At 67.8% G+C, this 16,576-nt stretch carries 17 protein-coding genes; 15 read left to right on the top strand and 2 right to left on the bottom strand.

Features of this window, described 5'->3' with window-relative positions; translation table 11 throughout:
- Window positions 1-27 precede the first annotated feature (27 nt).
- The 13 genes from atpD (at window position 28) to V5F74_RS20700 (ending at window position 11,613) form a co-directional block, all read left to right on the top strand.
- Window positions 28-1,464 carry a F0F1 ATP synthase subunit beta gene (gene atpD, locus V5F74_RS20760; RefSeq protein WP_029556131.1) on the top strand — a complete coding sequence of 479 codons (1,437 nt, stop codon included), beginning with the start codon at window positions 28-30 and terminating at the stop codon, window positions 1,462-1,464.
- Window positions 1,465-1,491: 27 nt separating this feature from the next.
- Complete coding sequence (locus V5F74_RS20755; RefSeq protein ID WP_024276755.1) at window positions 1,492-1,725, top strand: hypothetical protein; 234 nt, start codon at window positions 1,492-1,494, stop codon at window positions 1,723-1,725.
- Between the two features lie 131 nt (window positions 1,726-1,856).
- Entirely contained in the window at window positions 1,857-2,279 is a 423-nt protein-coding gene (locus V5F74_RS20750) for a F0F1 ATP synthase subunit epsilon (protein WP_029556130.1), read from the top strand.
- A gap of 237 nt (window positions 2,280-2,516) precedes the next feature.
- On the top strand, window positions 2,517-3,041 hold the full coding sequence (locus V5F74_RS20745; RefSeq protein ID WP_394009889.1) for a nucleoside deaminase: 525 nt from the start codon (window positions 2,517-2,519) through the stop codon (window positions 3,039-3,041).
- 80 nt (window positions 3,042-3,121) lie between these two features.
- Window positions 3,122-3,898 (top strand): Crp/Fnr family transcriptional regulator, encoded by a 777-nt coding sequence (locus V5F74_RS20740; protein WP_029556128.1) that lies wholly within the window; start codon window positions 3,122-3,124, stop codon window positions 3,896-3,898.
- Window positions 3,899-4,067: 169 nt separating this feature from the next.
- Window positions 4,068-5,498: an ABC transporter substrate-binding protein gene (locus V5F74_RS20735; RefSeq protein ID WP_029556127.1), complete on the top strand. Its 1,431-nt coding sequence runs from the start codon at window positions 4,068-4,070 to the stop codon at window positions 5,496-5,498.
- Window positions 5,499-5,644: 146 nt separating this feature from the next.
- On the top strand, window positions 5,645-6,469 hold the full coding sequence (locus V5F74_RS20730; RefSeq protein ID WP_051679388.1) for an ABC transporter permease: 825 nt from the start codon (window positions 5,645-5,647) through the stop codon (window positions 6,467-6,469).
- A gap of 7 nt (window positions 6,470-6,476) precedes the next feature.
- Complete coding sequence (locus V5F74_RS20725; protein WP_250165362.1) at window positions 6,477-7,352, top strand: ABC transporter ATP-binding protein; 876 nt, start codon at window positions 6,477-6,479, stop codon at window positions 7,350-7,352.
- 314 nt (window positions 7,353-7,666) lie between these two features.
- Entirely contained in the window at window positions 7,667-8,002 is a 336-nt protein-coding gene (gene fdxA / locus V5F74_RS20720; RefSeq protein WP_024276762.1) for a ferredoxin FdxA, read from the top strand.
- 7 nt (window positions 8,003-8,009) lie between these two features.
- Window positions 8,010-8,783, top strand: a complete 774-nt coding sequence (locus V5F74_RS20715) for a ferredoxin--NADP reductase (protein ID WP_394009888.1) — start codon at window positions 8,010-8,012, stop codon at window positions 8,781-8,783.
- Window positions 8,784-8,868: 85 nt separating this feature from the next.
- Entirely contained in the window at window positions 8,869-9,426 is a 558-nt protein-coding gene (locus tag V5F74_RS20710; protein WP_197022944.1) for an SH3 domain-containing protein, read from the top strand.
- Between the two features lie 87 nt (window positions 9,427-9,513).
- Window positions 9,514-10,587 (top strand): YeiH family protein, encoded by a 1,074-nt coding sequence (locus V5F74_RS20705; protein ID WP_029876558.1) that lies wholly within the window; start codon window positions 9,514-9,516, stop codon window positions 10,585-10,587.
- A gap of 81 nt (window positions 10,588-10,668) precedes the next feature.
- Window positions 10,669-11,613 carry a LysR substrate-binding domain-containing protein gene (locus V5F74_RS20700; protein ID WP_394009887.1) on the top strand — a complete coding sequence of 315 codons (945 nt, stop codon included), beginning with the start codon at window positions 10,669-10,671 and terminating at the stop codon, window positions 11,611-11,613.
- Here the strand turns inward: V5F74_RS20700 and V5F74_RS20695 are convergent.
- A complete protein-coding gene (locus tag V5F74_RS20695) occupies window positions 11,582-13,459 on the bottom strand; it encodes an ABC-F family ATP-binding cassette domain-containing protein (RefSeq protein ID WP_394009886.1) in 1,878 nt (625 codons plus the stop codon). The genes V5F74_RS20700 and V5F74_RS20695 overlap by 32 nt on opposite strands.
- Before the next feature lie 54 nt (window positions 13,460-13,513).
- The gene (locus V5F74_RS20690; protein WP_394009885.1) at window positions 13,514-14,815 is read right to left on the bottom strand and encodes a ubiquinone biosynthesis hydroxylase; all 1,302 of its coding nucleotides are present in this window, start codon (window positions 14,813-14,815) and stop codon (window positions 13,514-13,516) included.
- 206 nt (window positions 14,816-15,021) lie between these two features.
- Between V5F74_RS20690 and tesB the strand changes: the two genes are divergently transcribed.
- The gene (gene tesB, locus V5F74_RS20685) at window positions 15,022-15,897 is read left to right on the top strand and encodes an acyl-CoA thioesterase II (protein ID WP_394009884.1); all 876 of its coding nucleotides are present in this window, start codon (window positions 15,022-15,024) and stop codon (window positions 15,895-15,897) included.
- Window positions 15,898-16,226: 329 nt separating this feature from the next.
- On the top strand, window positions 16,227-16,565 hold the full coding sequence (locus V5F74_RS20680) for a P-II family nitrogen regulator (RefSeq protein ID WP_024276769.1): 339 nt from the start codon (window positions 16,227-16,229) through the stop codon (window positions 16,563-16,565).
- Window positions 16,566-16,576 lie beyond the last annotated feature (11 nt).

Genomic DNA, 16,576 nt, shown 5'->3' with positions numbered 1-16,576 from the left:
CCTGGACGAGGACAAAGGACGACGAACATGGCGAACCCCACCGGACGCATTACCCAAGTCATCGGCGCCGTTGTCGACGTGCAGTTCGACGGCCATCTGCCGGAAATCCTGAACGCGCTCGAGACCACCAACCACGGCAACCGCCTGGTGCTCGAGGTGGCCCAGCATCTCGGCGAGAACACCGTCCGCACCATCGCGATGGATGCCACCGAGGGTCTGGTGCGTGGCCAGGGTGTCACCGACACCGGCGCGCCCATCCAGGTGCCCGTGGGTGATGCCACCCTCGGCCGCATCATGAACGTGATCGGCGAGCCGGTGGACGAGCTCGGCCCGGTGGTCGGCGACGGCCTGCGCGCCATCCACCAGCCTGCTCCGTCCTATGCGGACCAGTCCACCGAGGCGGAAATCCTCGTCACTGGCATCAAGGTGGTGGACCTGCTCGCGCCCTACTCCAAGGGCGGCAAGATCGGCCTGTTCGGCGGCGCCGGCGTGGGCAAGACCGTGCTCATCATGGAGCTCATCAACAACATCGCGAAGGCGCACGGCGGCTACTCCGTGTTCGCCGGCGTCGGTGAGCGCACCCGTGAGGGCAACGATCTCTATCACGAGATGATCGAGTCCAAGGTGAACGTGGACCCGCACGAGCATGGTGGCTCGGCCGCCGGCTCCAAGTGCGCCCTCGTGTACGGCCAGATGAACGAGCCTCCGGGCGCCCGCGCCCGCGTCGCGCTCACCGGCCTCACCGTCGCCGAGCACTTCCGCGACCAGGGCCAGGACGTGCTGTTCTTCGTGGACAACATCTTCCGCTTCACCCAGGCCGGCTCGGAAGTGTCGGCTCTGCTCGGCCGCATTCCCTCGGCGGTGGGCTACCAGCCGACGCTGGCCACCGACATGGGCGCCCTGCAGGAGCGCATCACCACCACCACCAAGGGTTCGATCACCTCGGTGCAGGCCATCTACGTGCCCGCCGACGATCTGACCGACCCGGCGCCCGCCGCCTCCTTCGCCCATCTCGACGCGACGACCGTGCTCTCGCGCTCCATCGCCGAGAAGGGCATCTATCCGGCGGTGGACCCGCTGGACTCCACCTCGCGCATCCTCTCTCCGCTGGTCATCGGCGAGGAGCACTACAACGTGGCGCGTCAGGTGCAGCAGACCCTCCAGCGCTACAAGGCGCTGCAGGACATCATCGCGATCCTGGGCATGGACGAGCTCTCCGAAGAGGACAAGCTCACCGTGGCCCGCGCCCGCAAGATCGAGCGCTTCCTCTCCCAGCCCTTCCACGTCGCGGAAGTGTTCACCGGCTCCCCGGGCAAGCTCGTGGACCTGAAGGACACCATCTCCGGCTTCAAGGGCCTCGTCGAAGGCAAGTACGACTACCTGCCCGAGCAGGCCTTCTACATGGTCGGCTCCATGGAAGAAGCCATCGAGAAGGGCAAGAAGCTGGCCGCCGAGGCGGCCTGATCCCAGCTACGCGGCGGAGCGATCGCGATGAATATCAAGATCGTCTGCCTCGTCCTCGGGCTGCTGGCCGGTGGCATCACCGGCTGGCTCACCCGGCCCCAGGTGGCGGAACTCCGCCTCCCGGGCATCGACATTCGCGTTCAGGGAGAGGGGCCGCGCGGCGGCCTCACCTCCGAGCAGACCCGCCACATCCTGCTTGCGGCCGTGGTGGGCGCGATCATCGGCCTGGGCGTCGGCTTCGTCGCCGAGCGCCGCCGCTGATCGGACCGAAGATTTCACGGAGCCATCCGGCTCCCACCGATGGCGGAGCCGTTCCGCCGGCCTGATCCTCCCGAGGGTAGCCGGCAGGCTCCCGCGGGACCCCCGGCGGGGACGACCCGGAGATTGAACAGATGGCGACCTTACCTTTTGAGCTGGTCTCCCCCGAGCGCCTCGTCTTTTCCGGCGCCGTGACCGAGGTGATCGTGCCGGGCGCGGAAGGCGAGTTCGGCGTGCTGGCCGGCCATGCGCCGTTCATCGGCATGCTCAAGCCCGGCATCCTCACCATCAAGGCCGATGGTGCCGCTCGCCGCTATTTCGTCCGCGGCGGCTTCGCCGAGGTGAATCCGGCCGGCCTCACCATTCTCGCCGAAGAGGCGAAGCCGCTGGAGGAACTGGACCTTGGCGCGCTCGCCCAGCAGATCCAGGACGCCCGCGAGGACGTGAACGACGCCACCGGCGACGATGCCAAGCAGCGCGCGTCCCGTCACCTCGCCGACCTCCAGCAGGTCTATGAGGCGCTGGAGCGCGACCGGACCGGCGCCACCACGCACTGAGCACCGATACCAGCGCGACATTTCGGGAGGGCCCGGGCCAAAAGCCCGGGCCTTTTCTTTGCCCGGACCTCTGCCTCGCGCGGTCTCGCGCCCGAGCCCGGTTGCCCTCGTCCATGCCGCGTGCTCAGCTTCCCCGAGGGGGGCGACACCATGACCGTCGGAGACGCGATGCGGACCGAACGACAGCCGGCCATTGCGCATGCCCCGAGCCGGCGGAGCGTTCTCGCAAGCCTCGCAGTGGCGGCCAGCAGCGTTCTGTCGCTCTTCCCATCCGAGTCGCGCGCCGAGGCGGTGCTGGGGCCGCCGCGGCCTGAGGACGAAGGGCTGATGCGCGAGGCCATCGCGCTCGCGGCCCAGTCCGACTTCCCGTTCGGCGCGGTGATCGCGCGGGGCGGGGAGGTTCTCTCCCGGGGACCGAATCTCGGCCGGCAGCTGAACGATCCCACCGCCCATGCCGAGATGGTCGCCATCCGCCGCTTCCTCGCCGCGCGGTCGGCGGACGAACTGAAGGGCGCGACCATCTACGCCTCCGCCGAGCCGTGCCCCATGTGCATGGGGGCGATTCTCTGGTGCGGGCTCAGTCGCGTGGTCTTCGGCGCCTCGCTGGAGCAGGTGGCGGCCAAGTATGGCCGGCAGCTGCAAATCGGAATGCCGGCGCTGGATGTGGCTCGGACCATGGCCGAGGCCGCGCCGTTCCTGAAGGTGGAGATCACCGGCGGCGTCCTTGCGCCGGAGGCCCTCGCCCTGTTCGACAAAAAATGAATTAATACGATCGATTTAATATCAAAAATGCTGGTATGCTTCTTGCCGCTTGGAAGCCGTCCAAACGGGAGATATCCAGCATGCAGACTGCCCCCCTGCACGCCAAACCAGTGCCCCCAGCCTCACCCCTTCTGGCCGGGTCCAACCCGGCGCAGGCGCTGCTCCTCACCGAAAATGCCGCGCTGACCAACGGGCCGCCGCTGCTGTTCCAGCGCCTCACGGCCAAGGAGCGGGAGGAGGTGCTGAGGGAAGGGCAGAAACGCGTCGTCTATCGCGGGAAGATGCTGTTCTCCCAAGGCACGCCGCACGATGGCATCTTCCTCATCGAGAGCGGTCGCATCCGGGTTTTCTACATCGCGCCGTCGGGCCGGGAGATCACGCTCGCCTACTGGAGCGCGGGGAATTTCGTGGGCGGGCCGGAGCTGTTCGGGCAGGGCCAGCATGTCTGGTCCGGGGTCGCGGCGACCAACAGCGTGGTGGTCCACCTGACCGGAAAGACCCTGCGCCGGCTGATCGCCCAGATACCGGGCTTCGCCATCGGCCTCATTGAGGGGCTCACCTTCAAGGGCAAATGCTATTCGGCCCTTGCCCAGATGCTGGGCACCCGATCCGTCACCGAGCGTCTCGCACACCTGCTCATCCATCTCGCCGACACCTATGGCGTGAAGGAAGAGGGCGCCATCGCCATCGGCTCGGCCTTCACCCACGCGGATCTTGCGCACATGGTGGGCGCCACCCGCCAGTGGGTGACGATTAGCCTCAAGCGCTTGCAGGAGCAGGGGGTTCTGAAAGCGGAGAAGGCCAAGATCGTGGTCTACGACCTGGACGCGCTGCACGTGATGCGCGGCGACCGGTGAGGCCGGGGGCCGTCCGGCGACCCGGAGATGTGCGGTTTGATGAAAAATCAGGCGGGTCCGCAAAGGAGGCAACTAATCGACACCTCGGCCGCATCTTCCTTTGAACGGATCGAACCTGACGCCTGAAGATCACCGTCGAGAGCCGTCTTAGCCCCGAGAGGTGGATCTGATGAACCCGTTTCGCCCGAACGTTCTTCGCAGCATTGCCGTCGCCCTCGCAACCTCCTGCGCCGTTGTTCCGGCCGCAGCCGAAACCATCAACATCGGCATCGGGACGCAGGACACCACGACCAACACGGTGACCACCGGCGTCGTCATCAAGGAGCTGAAGCTTCTCGACAAATATCTGCCGAAGGACGGCAAATATGCCGGCGCCACCTACAACATCGAGTGGCAGAACTTCACCTCCGGCCCGCCCGTCACCAACGGCATGATGGCCGACAAGCTCCAGTTCGGGGGCATGGGCGATTATCCGCTGGTGGTGAACGGCTACACCTTCCAGTCCAATCCCCAGTCCAAGTCCCAGCTCATCGCGGTCGGTGCCTACAACATCTACGGCTCCGGCAACGGCGTGGTCGTGAACAAGGAGTCGCCCTATTATGAGCTGAGCGACCTGAAGGGGAAGGTGGTGAGCGTGCCGTTCGGGTCGGCGGCCCACGGCATGATCCTCAAAGCCATGCAGGACAAGAACTGGCCGGCCGATTACTTCCGGCTGGTGAGCCAGTCGCCCGAGGTGGGTTCCACCAACCTCCAGGAAAAGAAGATCGACGCCCACGCCGATTTCGTCCCCTTCGCCGAGCTGCTGCCGTTCCGCGGCTTCGCCCGCAAGATCTTCGACGGCGTGGAGACCAACGCCCCCACCTGGCATGGCGTGGTGGTGCGCACGGACTTTGCCGAGAAGTATCCGGAGGTCGTGGTCGGCTACATCAAGGCGGTGATCGAGGCCAATGACTGGGTGCGCAAGAACCCGAAGGAAGCCGCCGAGAAGATCGCCAAGTGGACCGGCATCGACAAGGAAGTCGTCTACATCTTCCTCGGCCCGGGCGGCATCATGACCATGGACCCCACCATCAAGCCGCAGCTGGTGGAAGACGCCGCGCAGGACGCCGCGGTGCTCCAGAAGCTCGGCCGCATGAAGGAGTTCGACGTCAAGGCCTGGGTGAACGACACCTACGTCCGCCAGGCCTACAAGGAACTCGGGCTTGATTACGAGGCGCAGCTGAAGAGCCTCGCGAACTACGAGATCGCCGGCGACGACAGCTTCTGCAAGGTCAAGATTTCCGAGCCGCGCAAGGCGGGCGAAATCTGGGTGGATGGCGAGGGCATCAAGCCCTATTCCAGCGCCGCCTGCACCCTCGGGGCGCTCGCCGAGCTGAATGCGGCCGGCAAGAAGGTCAGCATGACCTATCTGTTCGACACCGCCCGCGGCATCAAGCTGTTCGCGACCGATGCCTTCTATGCCGTCTCCACCAAGGACGGAAAGACCGAGATCCAGCCCTTCATGCTGAAGGCCGATGCCGAGGCGGCCGCGGCCAAGGCCGGCGGCAAGGTGCTGCCCTTCACTGATGCGCTGAAGGCGGCGTCCGGGGCCCGCGGGTGAGCGCCATGAACAGCATTGCCATGAAGCCCGCGGCGAAGTCCGCGCCCATCGCCGCCCCGTTCCACCTCGCCGGCGACGGCGGGGTGCACCGGCCAGCCGCGCCCGGTCACATCGTGCTGCGGCCGGAGCGGGACGCGGTGGCGGCGATGCCGGTGCCGGACCGGTCCTTCGCCGGGCGCGCGCGGCGCTGGCTGAAGCTCAACGCCCACACCATCCGCGCCATGCTGCTCGGGGCGCTGGCCATCGGTCTGTTCATCCTCGCCTGGCATGTGGTGACGGTGAACCGCATGACCTTCTACGTGCGGTTCCTCAACGTGCCCTCGCCCGAGCAGGTGCTGGAGAGCGCCCGCACGGCGTTCTCCACGGGTGTTTTCCTCAACCACATCTACATTTCCTGCCGGCGCATCTTCATCGGCTTCGCGCTGGCCGCTGTGGTGGCGGTGCCGCTGGGCCTGCTGATGGGGCGCTTTCAGCTGCTGAAGGAATTCGTCTTCCCCGTCTCGGAAGTGCTGCGGCCCATCCCGGCCATCGCCTGGGTGCCCATGTCCATCATGCTCTGGCCGACCAACGAGGAAAGCATCGTCTTCATCACCTTCCTCGGCTCGTTCTTCCCCATCCTCCTCAACACGCTGCACGGCATGGCGAACGTGGATGAGGTGCTGGTGCGCGCCGCCCGCTGCCTCGGCGCCACCGAGCGGGCGACGTTCCGCGAGGTCTATTTCCCCGCCGTGCTGCCGCAGGTCTTCACCGGCCTCACCGTGGGCATGGGCGTCGCCTGGGTCTCGCTGATCGCGGCGGAGATGATCTCCGGCCAGTTCGGCATCGGCTATTTCACCTGGGAGGCCTATTCCCTGGTGCAATATCCGGACATCGCGCTGGGCATGATCACCATCGGCGTGCTCGGCCTCGCCTCCTCGTTTCTCATCCGCATCGCGGGCCGGGCCGTGACGCCCTGGTCGCGCGCCAAGTGAGGCCATTATGGCGATCCCCGCGACCGCGCCGACGAGGACTGGCCTCATCGAGGTCTCCGACTTCAACCTCGCCTACGATACCATCGACGGCGCCGTCATCGCGGTGCGCGATGCGGACCTCGTGGTGAATCCCGGCGAGTTCGTTTCCATCATCGGGCCGTCGGGCTGCGGCAAGTCCACGTTCCTCAATGCGGTGGCGGGCTTCCTCAAGCCCACGTCCGGCACGGTCACGGTGGATGGCGAGCCGGTGAAAGGCCCCTCCGCCGACCGGGGCATGGTCTTCCAGCAATATTCGCTCTTCCCCTGGAAGACGGTGCGGGAGAACGTGGAATTCGGCCTGAAGATGCGCGGCATGGGCAAGTCCGAGCGGGCGGTCGCCGCGCGAACGCTGCTCGGCCTCGCCGGCCTGTCCGCCTTCGAGGACCATTATCCCGATCGCCTCTCCGGCGGCATGAAGCAGCGCGTGGGCATCGTCCGCGCGCTCGCCACCGGGCCGAAGGTGCTGCTGCTGGACGAGCCGTTCGGCGCGCTCGATGCGCAGACGCGGGTCATCATGCAGCAGATCCTCACCAACCTCTGGCAGCGGCTGGGCATCTCGGTGCTGTTCGTCACCCACGACATCGACGAGGCGATCTTCCTCTCCGACCGCATCTACGTGATGACCGCCCGCCCCGGCACCATCAAGGCCGAGGTGACGGTGCCCCTGCCGCGTCCGCGCGATGCAGCCCTCCAGCTCTCGCCGGAATTCGTGCAGCTCCGGGCCGATCTGGGCGCGCTCATCCGCGAGGAAAGCCTGAAGGCCATGGGCGGCGAGCTGAACGAGGATGCGCTGAAAGGCCTCGCAGTGAACCTCAACGGCGCAAATCTGGCCGAGGTGGTGTGAGGCGGCGCGCTTCGGTGGGCGGGGTTAGGACTCGCGCGAGGATTTTCGCATTTGTCCCAATCGTCATGGCCGGGCTTGTCCCGGCCATCCACGTGGTCGGGCCGGGAGCATAACTCTCGGAGCCGCTCCGTCGGGTCGACGTGGATGACCGGGACAAGCCCGGGGATGACGGCAGGTAGATATGATGGAGCAGGTTCTCGATCCGATTACCCTTCCACAAAATCCGCAATTAATTGACCCTGCAAGGCCTTAGCGCTCAAAGCATCGTCCCTATCCGGCTAAAATAAAGATCGAACAACAACCGGACCTGCCCCATGGCCTACGTCGTCACCGACAAGTGCATCCGCTGCAAATTCATGGATTGCGTCGCCGTCTGCCCGGTGGATTGCTTCTATGAGGGCGAAAACATGCTCGTCATCAAGCCCGACGAGTGCATCGACTGCGGCGTCTGCGAGCCCGAATGCCCGGCGGCCGCCATCTCCGCCGACAGCGATCCGGCGGCCGCGCCGTGGATCGCGCTCAATGCCGAATATGCGGCCCTGTGGCCGAACATCGCCGAGAAGAAGGAGCCGCCGGCGGATGCCGCGCAGTGGATGAACGTGGACGGCAAGTTCGAGAGCGCCTTTTCCCCGGCACCGGCTGAGGCGTGAGGCGACCATGAGTAACCTGAACACCGAGACCGTGCTCGAGGTCCGCCACTGGACCGACCGCCTCTTCTCCTTCACAGCCACCCGCGACAGCGCCTTCCGCTTCAAGAGCGGCCAGTTCACCATGATCGGCCTCGACGTGAACGAGAAGCCGCTGCTGCGCGCCTATTCGCTCGCCTGCGCGCCGCACGAGGAGCAGCTGGAATTCTTCTCCATCAAAGTGCCGGACGGCCCGCTCACCTCCCGCCTCCAGATGCTGAAGCCGGGCGATCCCATCCTCGTCGGCCGTCGGCCCACGGGCACGCTGCTGCTGGACAATCTCAAGCCGGGCAAGCGGCTCTATCTGCTCGCCACGGGCACCGGCCTCGCGCCCTTCGTCTCCATCGCCAAGGACCCGGAGGCCTACGAGCGGTTCGAGCGCATCATTCTGGTCCACGGCTGCCGCGAGGTGGCGGAACTCGCCTATGGCGAGCAGGTGGTGGCGGATCTCAAGGCGCACGATTTCCTTGGCGAATACGCACAGGCCCAACTGCTGCATTATCCCACCGTCACCCGCGAGCCGTTCCGCAATCGTGGCCGCGTCACCGACCTCATGGAGAGCGGCCAGCTCTTCGCCGACCTCGGCCTGCCGGACCTCGACGCCGAGCACGACCGCGTGATGCTGTGCGGCTCGCCGCAGATGATCGCGGACACCAAGACACTGCTCGAATCCCGCGATTTCGTGGAAGGCGCGGGCAACCGGCCCGAGACCTACGTGGTGGAGAAGGCCTTCGCCGAGCGCTGAGCGTTGCACATTGCAAAATCGTGCAACGGGCCGGTAACGATCCGAAGCTAGGCTGTCGCGCCAGATCCCGATGATGGAGATGCTGGTGTCGATACGTGTCGAACTTGGATCGCGCCTGCGCGCAGTGGCCGGAGCGGCCGTCATGCTGGCCGGCGTCCTCGCCGCCGGCGCCGCCGCGGCGGCCCAGCCGGCGGTGGCCGTGACGAATGTGAATCTGCGGGCCGGCCCCAGCACCAGCTTCCCCACCGTTGTCACGGTGCCGGCGGGCGCGGCGCTCGCGACCTACGGCTGCCTTGCGGACTATTCCTGGTGCGATGTCGCGCTGGGCAACGTGCGCGGTTGGATGGCGGCGCAGTACATCAAGGTCGTGCCCTCCGCCGGCGCCTCGCCGGTGGTGATGACCGCTGCGGTCGCGGCAGGCCTCGGCATCGCCGCAGTGGCGTTCAACCAGTCCTACTGGAACACCCATTATGTGGGTCGTCCGTGGTATGGCCAGTGGAACCGCTATTACGGCCCCTACGCGCGCGGCCCGGTCGGGCATGTGGGTGCCACCCGCTGCTACAACGGCGCCTGCCGCCACGTGGGCGCGACGCGCGGCCCGGCGGGCAACACGGTGGTGCGGCGGGGCGTGGTGGTCCGATAATCGGATTCATCGATCAATTGTAGAAAAACAACTCGTTTGATCGATCCATGGCCGGGGGCCATCCTCGTTTCAAGAGGACCCCCTGCCATGACCGACAAGCACCTGACCGATCCCGCTCTCATTCCCCCCGCGCCCGCAGTGTCCGCGTCCGCCGCTGGCGGCCCGCTCGTGACGGCCTTCGGCGGCATCCTGCCGGGCCTCGCCTACACGGTGGTGATCGCTGCGGCGGCCTATGCCATCCGCCAGGTTCCGGGCATGGGGCTCGTCAGCCCGCTCATCCTCGCCATCGTCATCGGCATGGCGCTGCACAACATCTTCGGCACGGCGGCCATCATCAAGCCGGGCGTGAAGTTCGCGCTCCGGCGCATCTTGCGCTTCGCCATCGTGCTGCTGGGCCTGCAGCTCACCTTCGAGCAGGTGCGCTCGGTGGGCGTGGTAGGCTTCTCCATCGTCGCCTTCACCCTGTTCGCCACCTTCTTCGTCACCCGCTGGATCGGCCGCGCCATGGGCGTGGACCGGCAGCTCTCGGAGCTGATCGCCGCCGGTACCGCCATCTGCGGCGCCTCGGCGGTCATCGCCACCAACACGGTGACGCGCGGCTCGGACGAGGACGTGGCCTATGCGGTGGCCTGCGTCACCATCTTCGGCTCGCTTTCCATGCTGCTGATGCCGGCGCTGATGCCCTTCACCGGCTTCGACCCCCATGCCTTCGGCCTGTGGACCGGCGCCTCCATCCATGAGGTGGCGCAGGTGGTGGCGGCGGCCTTCCAGGGCGGCCAGCAGGCCGGCGAGTTCGGCACCGTGGCGAAGCTCTCGCGGGTGATGCTGCTGGCGCCCCTCGTCATCGGCCTCGGCGCGGCGGCGGTGATGCGGGCGCGCGGCGACAAGTCGGCCGGCCATGCCAGCCCGCCCATGCCGTGGTTCGTGTTCGGCTTCATCGCCATGGTGATGGTCGCATCCAGCGGCTATGTGCCGCCCGAGGTGAAGATGCCGGTGGCTACCACCACCACCTTCCTCCTCGCCGTCGCGCTGGGCGCCATGGGGCTGGAGACCGACATGCGCAAGCTGCGGCTGAAGGGCATCAAGCCGCTCCTGCTCGGTGCCGCCGCCTGGCTCTTCATCTCGGCGCTGAGCTTTATCCTCATCAAGACCTTCATGTGATAGCAAAGGCCCGAGAGCTTGCCTCCCGGGCCTTTTTCCAAGCCCGCGCGGCGTTTGAGCGGGGCGAGGTGATCGGGCGGGATGACGCTGGAGCAACTGAAGGTCTTCGTCGCCGTCGCCCGTGCGCTCCACATGACCCGCGCGGCCGAAACGCTGAACATGACCCAGTCGGCGGTCAGCGCTTCCGTCGCCGCCCTCGAGGCCTCCTGCGGGGTCGCCCTCTTCCATCGCGTCGGACGCCGCATCGAGCTGACCGAGGCCGGCCGCGTCTTCGTCCCCGAAGCGGAAGCGGTCCTGGCCCGCGCCGGGGCGGCCGAGACCATCCTTGCCGATCTGTCCGGCCTCAGGCGCGGCCGGCTCTCTCTCCACGCCAGCCAGACCATCGCCAATTACTGGCTCGGCCCGCTGCTCAACCGCTTTCACGAGCTTTATCCCGACATCGCGCTGGAAGTGGTGATCGGCAACACCGCGCAGGTCGCCGCCGCCGTGCGGGCGGGCGAGGCGGATGTGGGTTTCGTGGAAGGCGAGGTGGAGGAAGCGCTGCTGGCGCGGGTCGCGGTGCCCGGCGACCGGCTGGTGCTGGTGGTGGCGGCCCATGATCCGCGCGCCGAGCTCAAGGCGCTGACCCCGGCCGATCTCCTCGACATGCCCTTCGTGCTGCGCGAGCCGGGCTCGGGCACGCGGCAGGTGTTCGAGGATGCCCTGCGCGCTTCGGGCCTCGATCCGTCCCAGCTGAAAGTGGTGCTGGAGCTGCCGTCCAACGAGGCGGTGGTGAGCGCGGTCGCGGCCGGGGCGGGCGCGACGGTGATCTCCGATCTCGTCACCGCCTCGGGCCTCGCCATGGGCACGCTGAAACAGCTGCCGCTCACCCTGCCGGCCCGCCGCTTCTACGCTTTGCGCCACGCCGACCGCTACAATTCGCGGGCGGCGCAGGCCCTGCTGGCGCTGGTGCGCGAGCCGGAGGCGGTGCCCGGGATCGCGCCGGCCGCGCCCGTCAGCCGCCCGCGGCCTCGAGCTCGGCGCTGACCTCCAGCCATTCCTCTTCCGCCTGCGCCAGCTTTTCGGCCGCCTCGGCCCGCTCCTTGGCGAAGCGGGCGGCGTCCAGGGGCTTGGCGGCATGGAGGCCGGCGTCGGAGAGTTTCGTGTCCAGCCCCTCGATCTGCTTCGTCAGCTTTTCCACGGCCCCTTCCAGCTCGCGGATGCGCTTCTTGAGCGGGCCGGTGGCGATGCGGCGCGGGGCAGGGGTGGCTTCCGCCTTGGTCTCGGAGCGGTCCTTGCGCCCCTTGTCGGTCATGCGGTCGCCGTCAGAGCGGGAGAGGACCTCACTCTTGTACTGGTCGAGATCGCCATCATAGGCCTTCACCGTGCCGCCCGAGACGCGCCACAGCCGTTCCGCGCAGGCCTCCAGCAGATGCCGGTCGTGGGAGACGAGGATGACGGCGCCGGGGAAGTCGTTGATGGCCTCGATGAGGGCCGCGCGCGCCTCGATGTCGAGGTGGTTGGTGGGCTCGTCGAGGATGAGCAGATGCGGCCCGTGGAAGGTGGCGAGCCCCAGCAGCAGGCGCGCCTTCTCTCCGCCCGAGAGGGACGACACCTTGGTGTCGGCCGCCCCGCCGGAAAAGCCCATCTCCGCCGCGCGCGCCCGCACCCGCGCCTCGGGCGCGTCGGGCATGAGGCGCCGCACGTGCTGGGCGGGGCTGTCGCCGGGGATCAGTTCGTCGATCTGGTGCTGGGCGAGATAGGCGACTTCCAGCTTGTCGGCGCGCACCACCCGACCGCTTTCCTCCTTCAGCCGGTCGGCGAGAAGCTTGGCGAAGGTGGACTTGCCGTTGCCGTTGGGCCCGAGGAGGGCGATGCGGTCGTCCTCGTCGATGCGCAGATTGAGGTTCTGGAGGATCGGCCGGCCCGGCACATAGCCCACCGCCACCTTCTCCAGCACCACGATGGGCGGGGAGAGCAGCTTTTCCGGATGGCGGATGGAGATGGCCGCCGCCTCCTCGCTCACCTGCGCGGCCAGGGGCTCCATGCGGGCGAGGGCCTTGAGGCGCGACTGGGCCTGCTTCGCCTTGGTGGCCTTGGCGCGGAAGCGGGCGACGAAGGATTCCATGTGGGCGCGCTGCATCTCCTGCTTCTTGCGCGCCTTCTGGTCCAAAAGCAGCCGCTCGCGCCGCTGCCGGTCGAAGGAGGAGAAGCCGCCCTTGTAGAGGGTCAGCTTCTGCCCGGTCAGATGGAGGATGTGGTCGACGCTCTCGTCCAAAAGGTCGCGATCATGCGAGATCAGGATCACCGTGCGCGGATAGTGCGCGAGGTAGTCCTGGAGCCACAGGGTGCCTTCAAGGTCGAGATAGTTGGTGGGCTCGTCCAGCAGCAGCAGGTCCGGCTCGGTGAAGAGCAAAGCGGCGAGGGCCACGCGCATGCGCCAGCCGCCGGAGAATTCCGAGCAGGGCCGCTGCTGCGCGCTCTCTTCGAAGCCGAGGCCGGCGAGGATGGTGGCCGCCCGCGCCGGCGCCGCATGGGCGCCGATGTCGAGGAGCCGCATCTCGATCTCGCCCATGCGGTTGGGGTCCTGCGTGGTCTCGCGCTCCTGGAGCAGCTCGGCGCGCTCCGTGTCGGCGGCCAGCACGCGCTCGATCAGGCTGTCCGGCCCGGCCGGCGCCTCCTGCGCCACGCGGCCGATGCGGGTGCGGTTGGGCAGGCGGACGGCGCCGGATTCCAGCTCCAGCTCGCCAATGAGCGCCTTGAACAGGGTGGTCTTGCCCGAGCCGTTGCGGCCGACCACGCCCACGCGCGCATTCTCGGGGAGGGCGACGGAGGCGTGGTCGATGAGCAGGCGCCCGGCAAGGCGCAGGGAAATATCGTCGAGAACGATCATGCCGGGCTTTTCGCAGGCGGGGCCGGGCAGGGCAAGATGGGGAAGCGTCCCGCCTCAGAGCGTCTCGCCGCGCAGCAGCTTGGGCACCTCGCCGGTGAGGCCGGCCGCATCCTTGATGAACAGGCTCTTGAGGCGGGGCAGGCGGTCCACCAGCCCGAGGCCCACGTCGCGGATGGCGCGCAGGGCGTCGGAATGGTTGGAGAACAGGCGGTTGAGACCATCCGTCGCGACACCCATGGCCAAGGTGTCGAACCGCCGCCAGCGCTGGTAGCGCTCCAGCGTGGTGGGCGAGGCGAAGTCGAGGCCGACCCGCGCCGCGTCCGTCACCACCTCGGCGAGAGCCGCCACGTCGCGCAGGCCCATGTTCAGGCCCTGCCCGGCGATGGGATGGATGACGTGGGCGGCATCGCCCACCAGCGCGAGGCGGTCGCCGATGAAGGCGCGGGCCATGGCGAAGCCGAGGGGATAGGCGCGGGGCTTCGTCACCGGCTTCACCCAGCCCAGGCGATGGCCGAAGCGCTGCTCCAGCTCCTCCTGGAAGATGGCGGAGGGCAGGGCGAGGAGACGTTCCGCATCGGCGGTGCGCTCGGTCCACACCACCGAGCAGCGGTTGCCCGGCAAGGGCAGGATGGCGAACGGGCCGGCGGGCAGGAAATGCTCCTCGGCGCGGCCCTCGTGCGGGCGCTCGTGCTCCACCACGAAGGTGATGCCGCTCTGGCCATAGCCCCACGACACCGTGGAAATGCCAGCCATCTCCCGAATGCGCGAACGCGCGCCGTCGCACGCCACCAGCAGACCGGCGCGCAGCGGCACGCCCGAGGCGGAGGCCAGCTCGACCCCGCCGCCCTCGCTGCGGAAGGACGTCACCGCCTCTTCGCGCAGGTCGATGCCGGCGGAACGGGCGGCTGCCACCAGCGCCTGCTGCAAATCGAGGTTCGGCACCATGAAGGCGAAGGGCTCGCCCGGCTCCACATCGCCGTCGAAGGTGAGGAAGGTGGGCCGCGCCACGTCCTTGGTGCGGCTGTCTGTCACGACCATGGTGCGCATGGGCTCGGCCCTGGCGGCGATCTCGTGCCAGACACCGAGGCTGGTGAGCATGCGCCGGGCGCAGGCGGCGATGGCGGAGCAGCGCCCGTCATCGAGACCGGCGCGGGAAAGGGTCGGGTCGTAAAGGGCGATATCCGCATCCGGGCCGAGGCCTTGGCGCAAGGCGAGGGCGAGGCTCAGGCCCGCGAGGCCGCCGCCGACGATGGCGACATCAGCCCGCTCCGCTTGTGCCCGTTCCGGCGCGCGATCGGCCGCGGCCGGGTTTGCGGACCAGCCGGTCTCCGGAAGCGGTGCGTTCGGGGAGCCCATGACCTTCACTCCTGATGATCGTTCGTCGTTCTACGCTGCCGGGGGGCGATTGGCTCGCCTATAGGGGAGTCGGCTGACGTTTTGGGGTTGACGGTCGAGGCGTGGGCGTGGCGTCCTGCCCTCGACTGAACCGTGCGACCCGCATCCCGTTCCACCTTCTTTGATGCTGCCGCCCGCAGGGTGCGCAGCCATCGGCGAGCCCCTGAATGACCGCCCAGAATCCCGACGTGGAGAAGCTCCTCGGCATCCTTGACCTCGAACCGCTCGAGATCAACCTGTTCCGGGGTCGCAGCGTATCGCCCACCGGGGGACGGGTGTTCGGTGGCCAGGTGATCGCCCAGGCCCTCGTCGCCGCCCGCCGCACGGTGGAGGAGGCGCGCGTCACCCACTCCCTGCACGGCTACTTCCTGCTCGGCGGCGACCCCACCGTTCCGATCATCTACGACGTGGACCGCATCCGCGACGGCCGCTCCTTCACCACCCGCCGGGTGGTGGCGATCCAGCATGGCGAAGCCATCTTCAGCATGTCGGTGTCGTTCCAGAAGCAGGAGGAGGGCTTTACCCATCAGAGCCAGATGCCGGACGTGCCCCAGCCCGAGGATCTGCCCGGCGACGACGTGTGGCGCGAGCGCCTGCTGGCGCGCTTCCCCGGCGCCTCCGGCCGCGACTGGATGGCGCACCGGCCGCTGGAGGTGAAGCCCACCAGCCTGGACATGGCCTATCTCGGGTCGCCGGGGGCGCGGCCGAGCATCTGGATCCGCGCCCGCGGCCCGCTGCCGGACGATCTGCCCATTCATCAGGCGGTGCTCGCCTATGCATCCGACCTGTCGTTGCTGCAGGCGGCGCTTCTGCCCCACGGCAAGTCCGTGTTCGACAAGGACGTGCAGGTGGCGAGCCTCGACCACGCGCTGTGGTTTCACCGCCCGTTCCGCGCCGACGATTGGCTGCTCTACACCCAGGAGAGCCCCGCCGCCTCGGCCGGGCGGGGATTCTGCCGCGGCGAGCTGTTCACCCGTGACGGGATTCTGGTCGCTTCTGCGGCACAGGAAGGCCTCATGCGGCCGGTCACGCCGCGCGCCTAGGCAGGCCCCGCATTGCGCGCTGCAATGCGTCATCACGCAAGTGCGAACGAGATGTGTCGCTCTCGTGGGCGTTGAGATTAAAAAATAGGCACAAAAAGCGGCGAGCAGGCGGCGGAGCCCCTGCAAAGCGCGCCGTGGCGGAAAAATATGCACGGGACTCCCGGCATCCGCCGCAGTCCTCCTCTCTTGGCACGGTACTTGATTCCTCTGTCCGCAGGCTTGCCAGCCGCGGCGCGGATCTCCCCGACCCGCTCGGCGAAGCCGCCGCGAAAAACACCGCTCGGGCTTCATCGGGAAGCGCAGCGGCATCAGGGGACAGGGACCGATCCATGAAGATCGTCATGGCCATCATCAAGCCATTCAAGCTGGAGGAGGTGCGCGACGCCCTCACCGGTATCGGTGTGCACGGTCTCACCGTGACCGAGGTCAAGGGCTACGGGCGTCAGAAGGGCCACACCGAGATCTACCGCGGCGCCGAATATGCCGTGAGCTTCCTGCCGAAGCTGAAGATCGAGGTCGCTGTGTCCGCCGACCAGGTCTCCAAGGTGGTGGAGGCGATCACCGCGTCTGCCAAGACCGGCCAGATCGGCGACGGCAAGATCTTCGTCATCCCGATCGAGCACGCCGTGCGCATCCGCACCGGCGAGACCGACGCCGACGCCCTTTGAGCCTCATCTCT

The sequence above is a fragment of the Xanthobacter aminoxidans genome, assembly GCF_043193615.1.
Lineage (GTDB): Bacteria > Pseudomonadota > Alphaproteobacteria > Rhizobiales > Xanthobacteraceae > Xanthobacter > Xanthobacter aminoxidans.
This window is presented reverse-complemented; position numbering and strand designations above follow the sequence as displayed.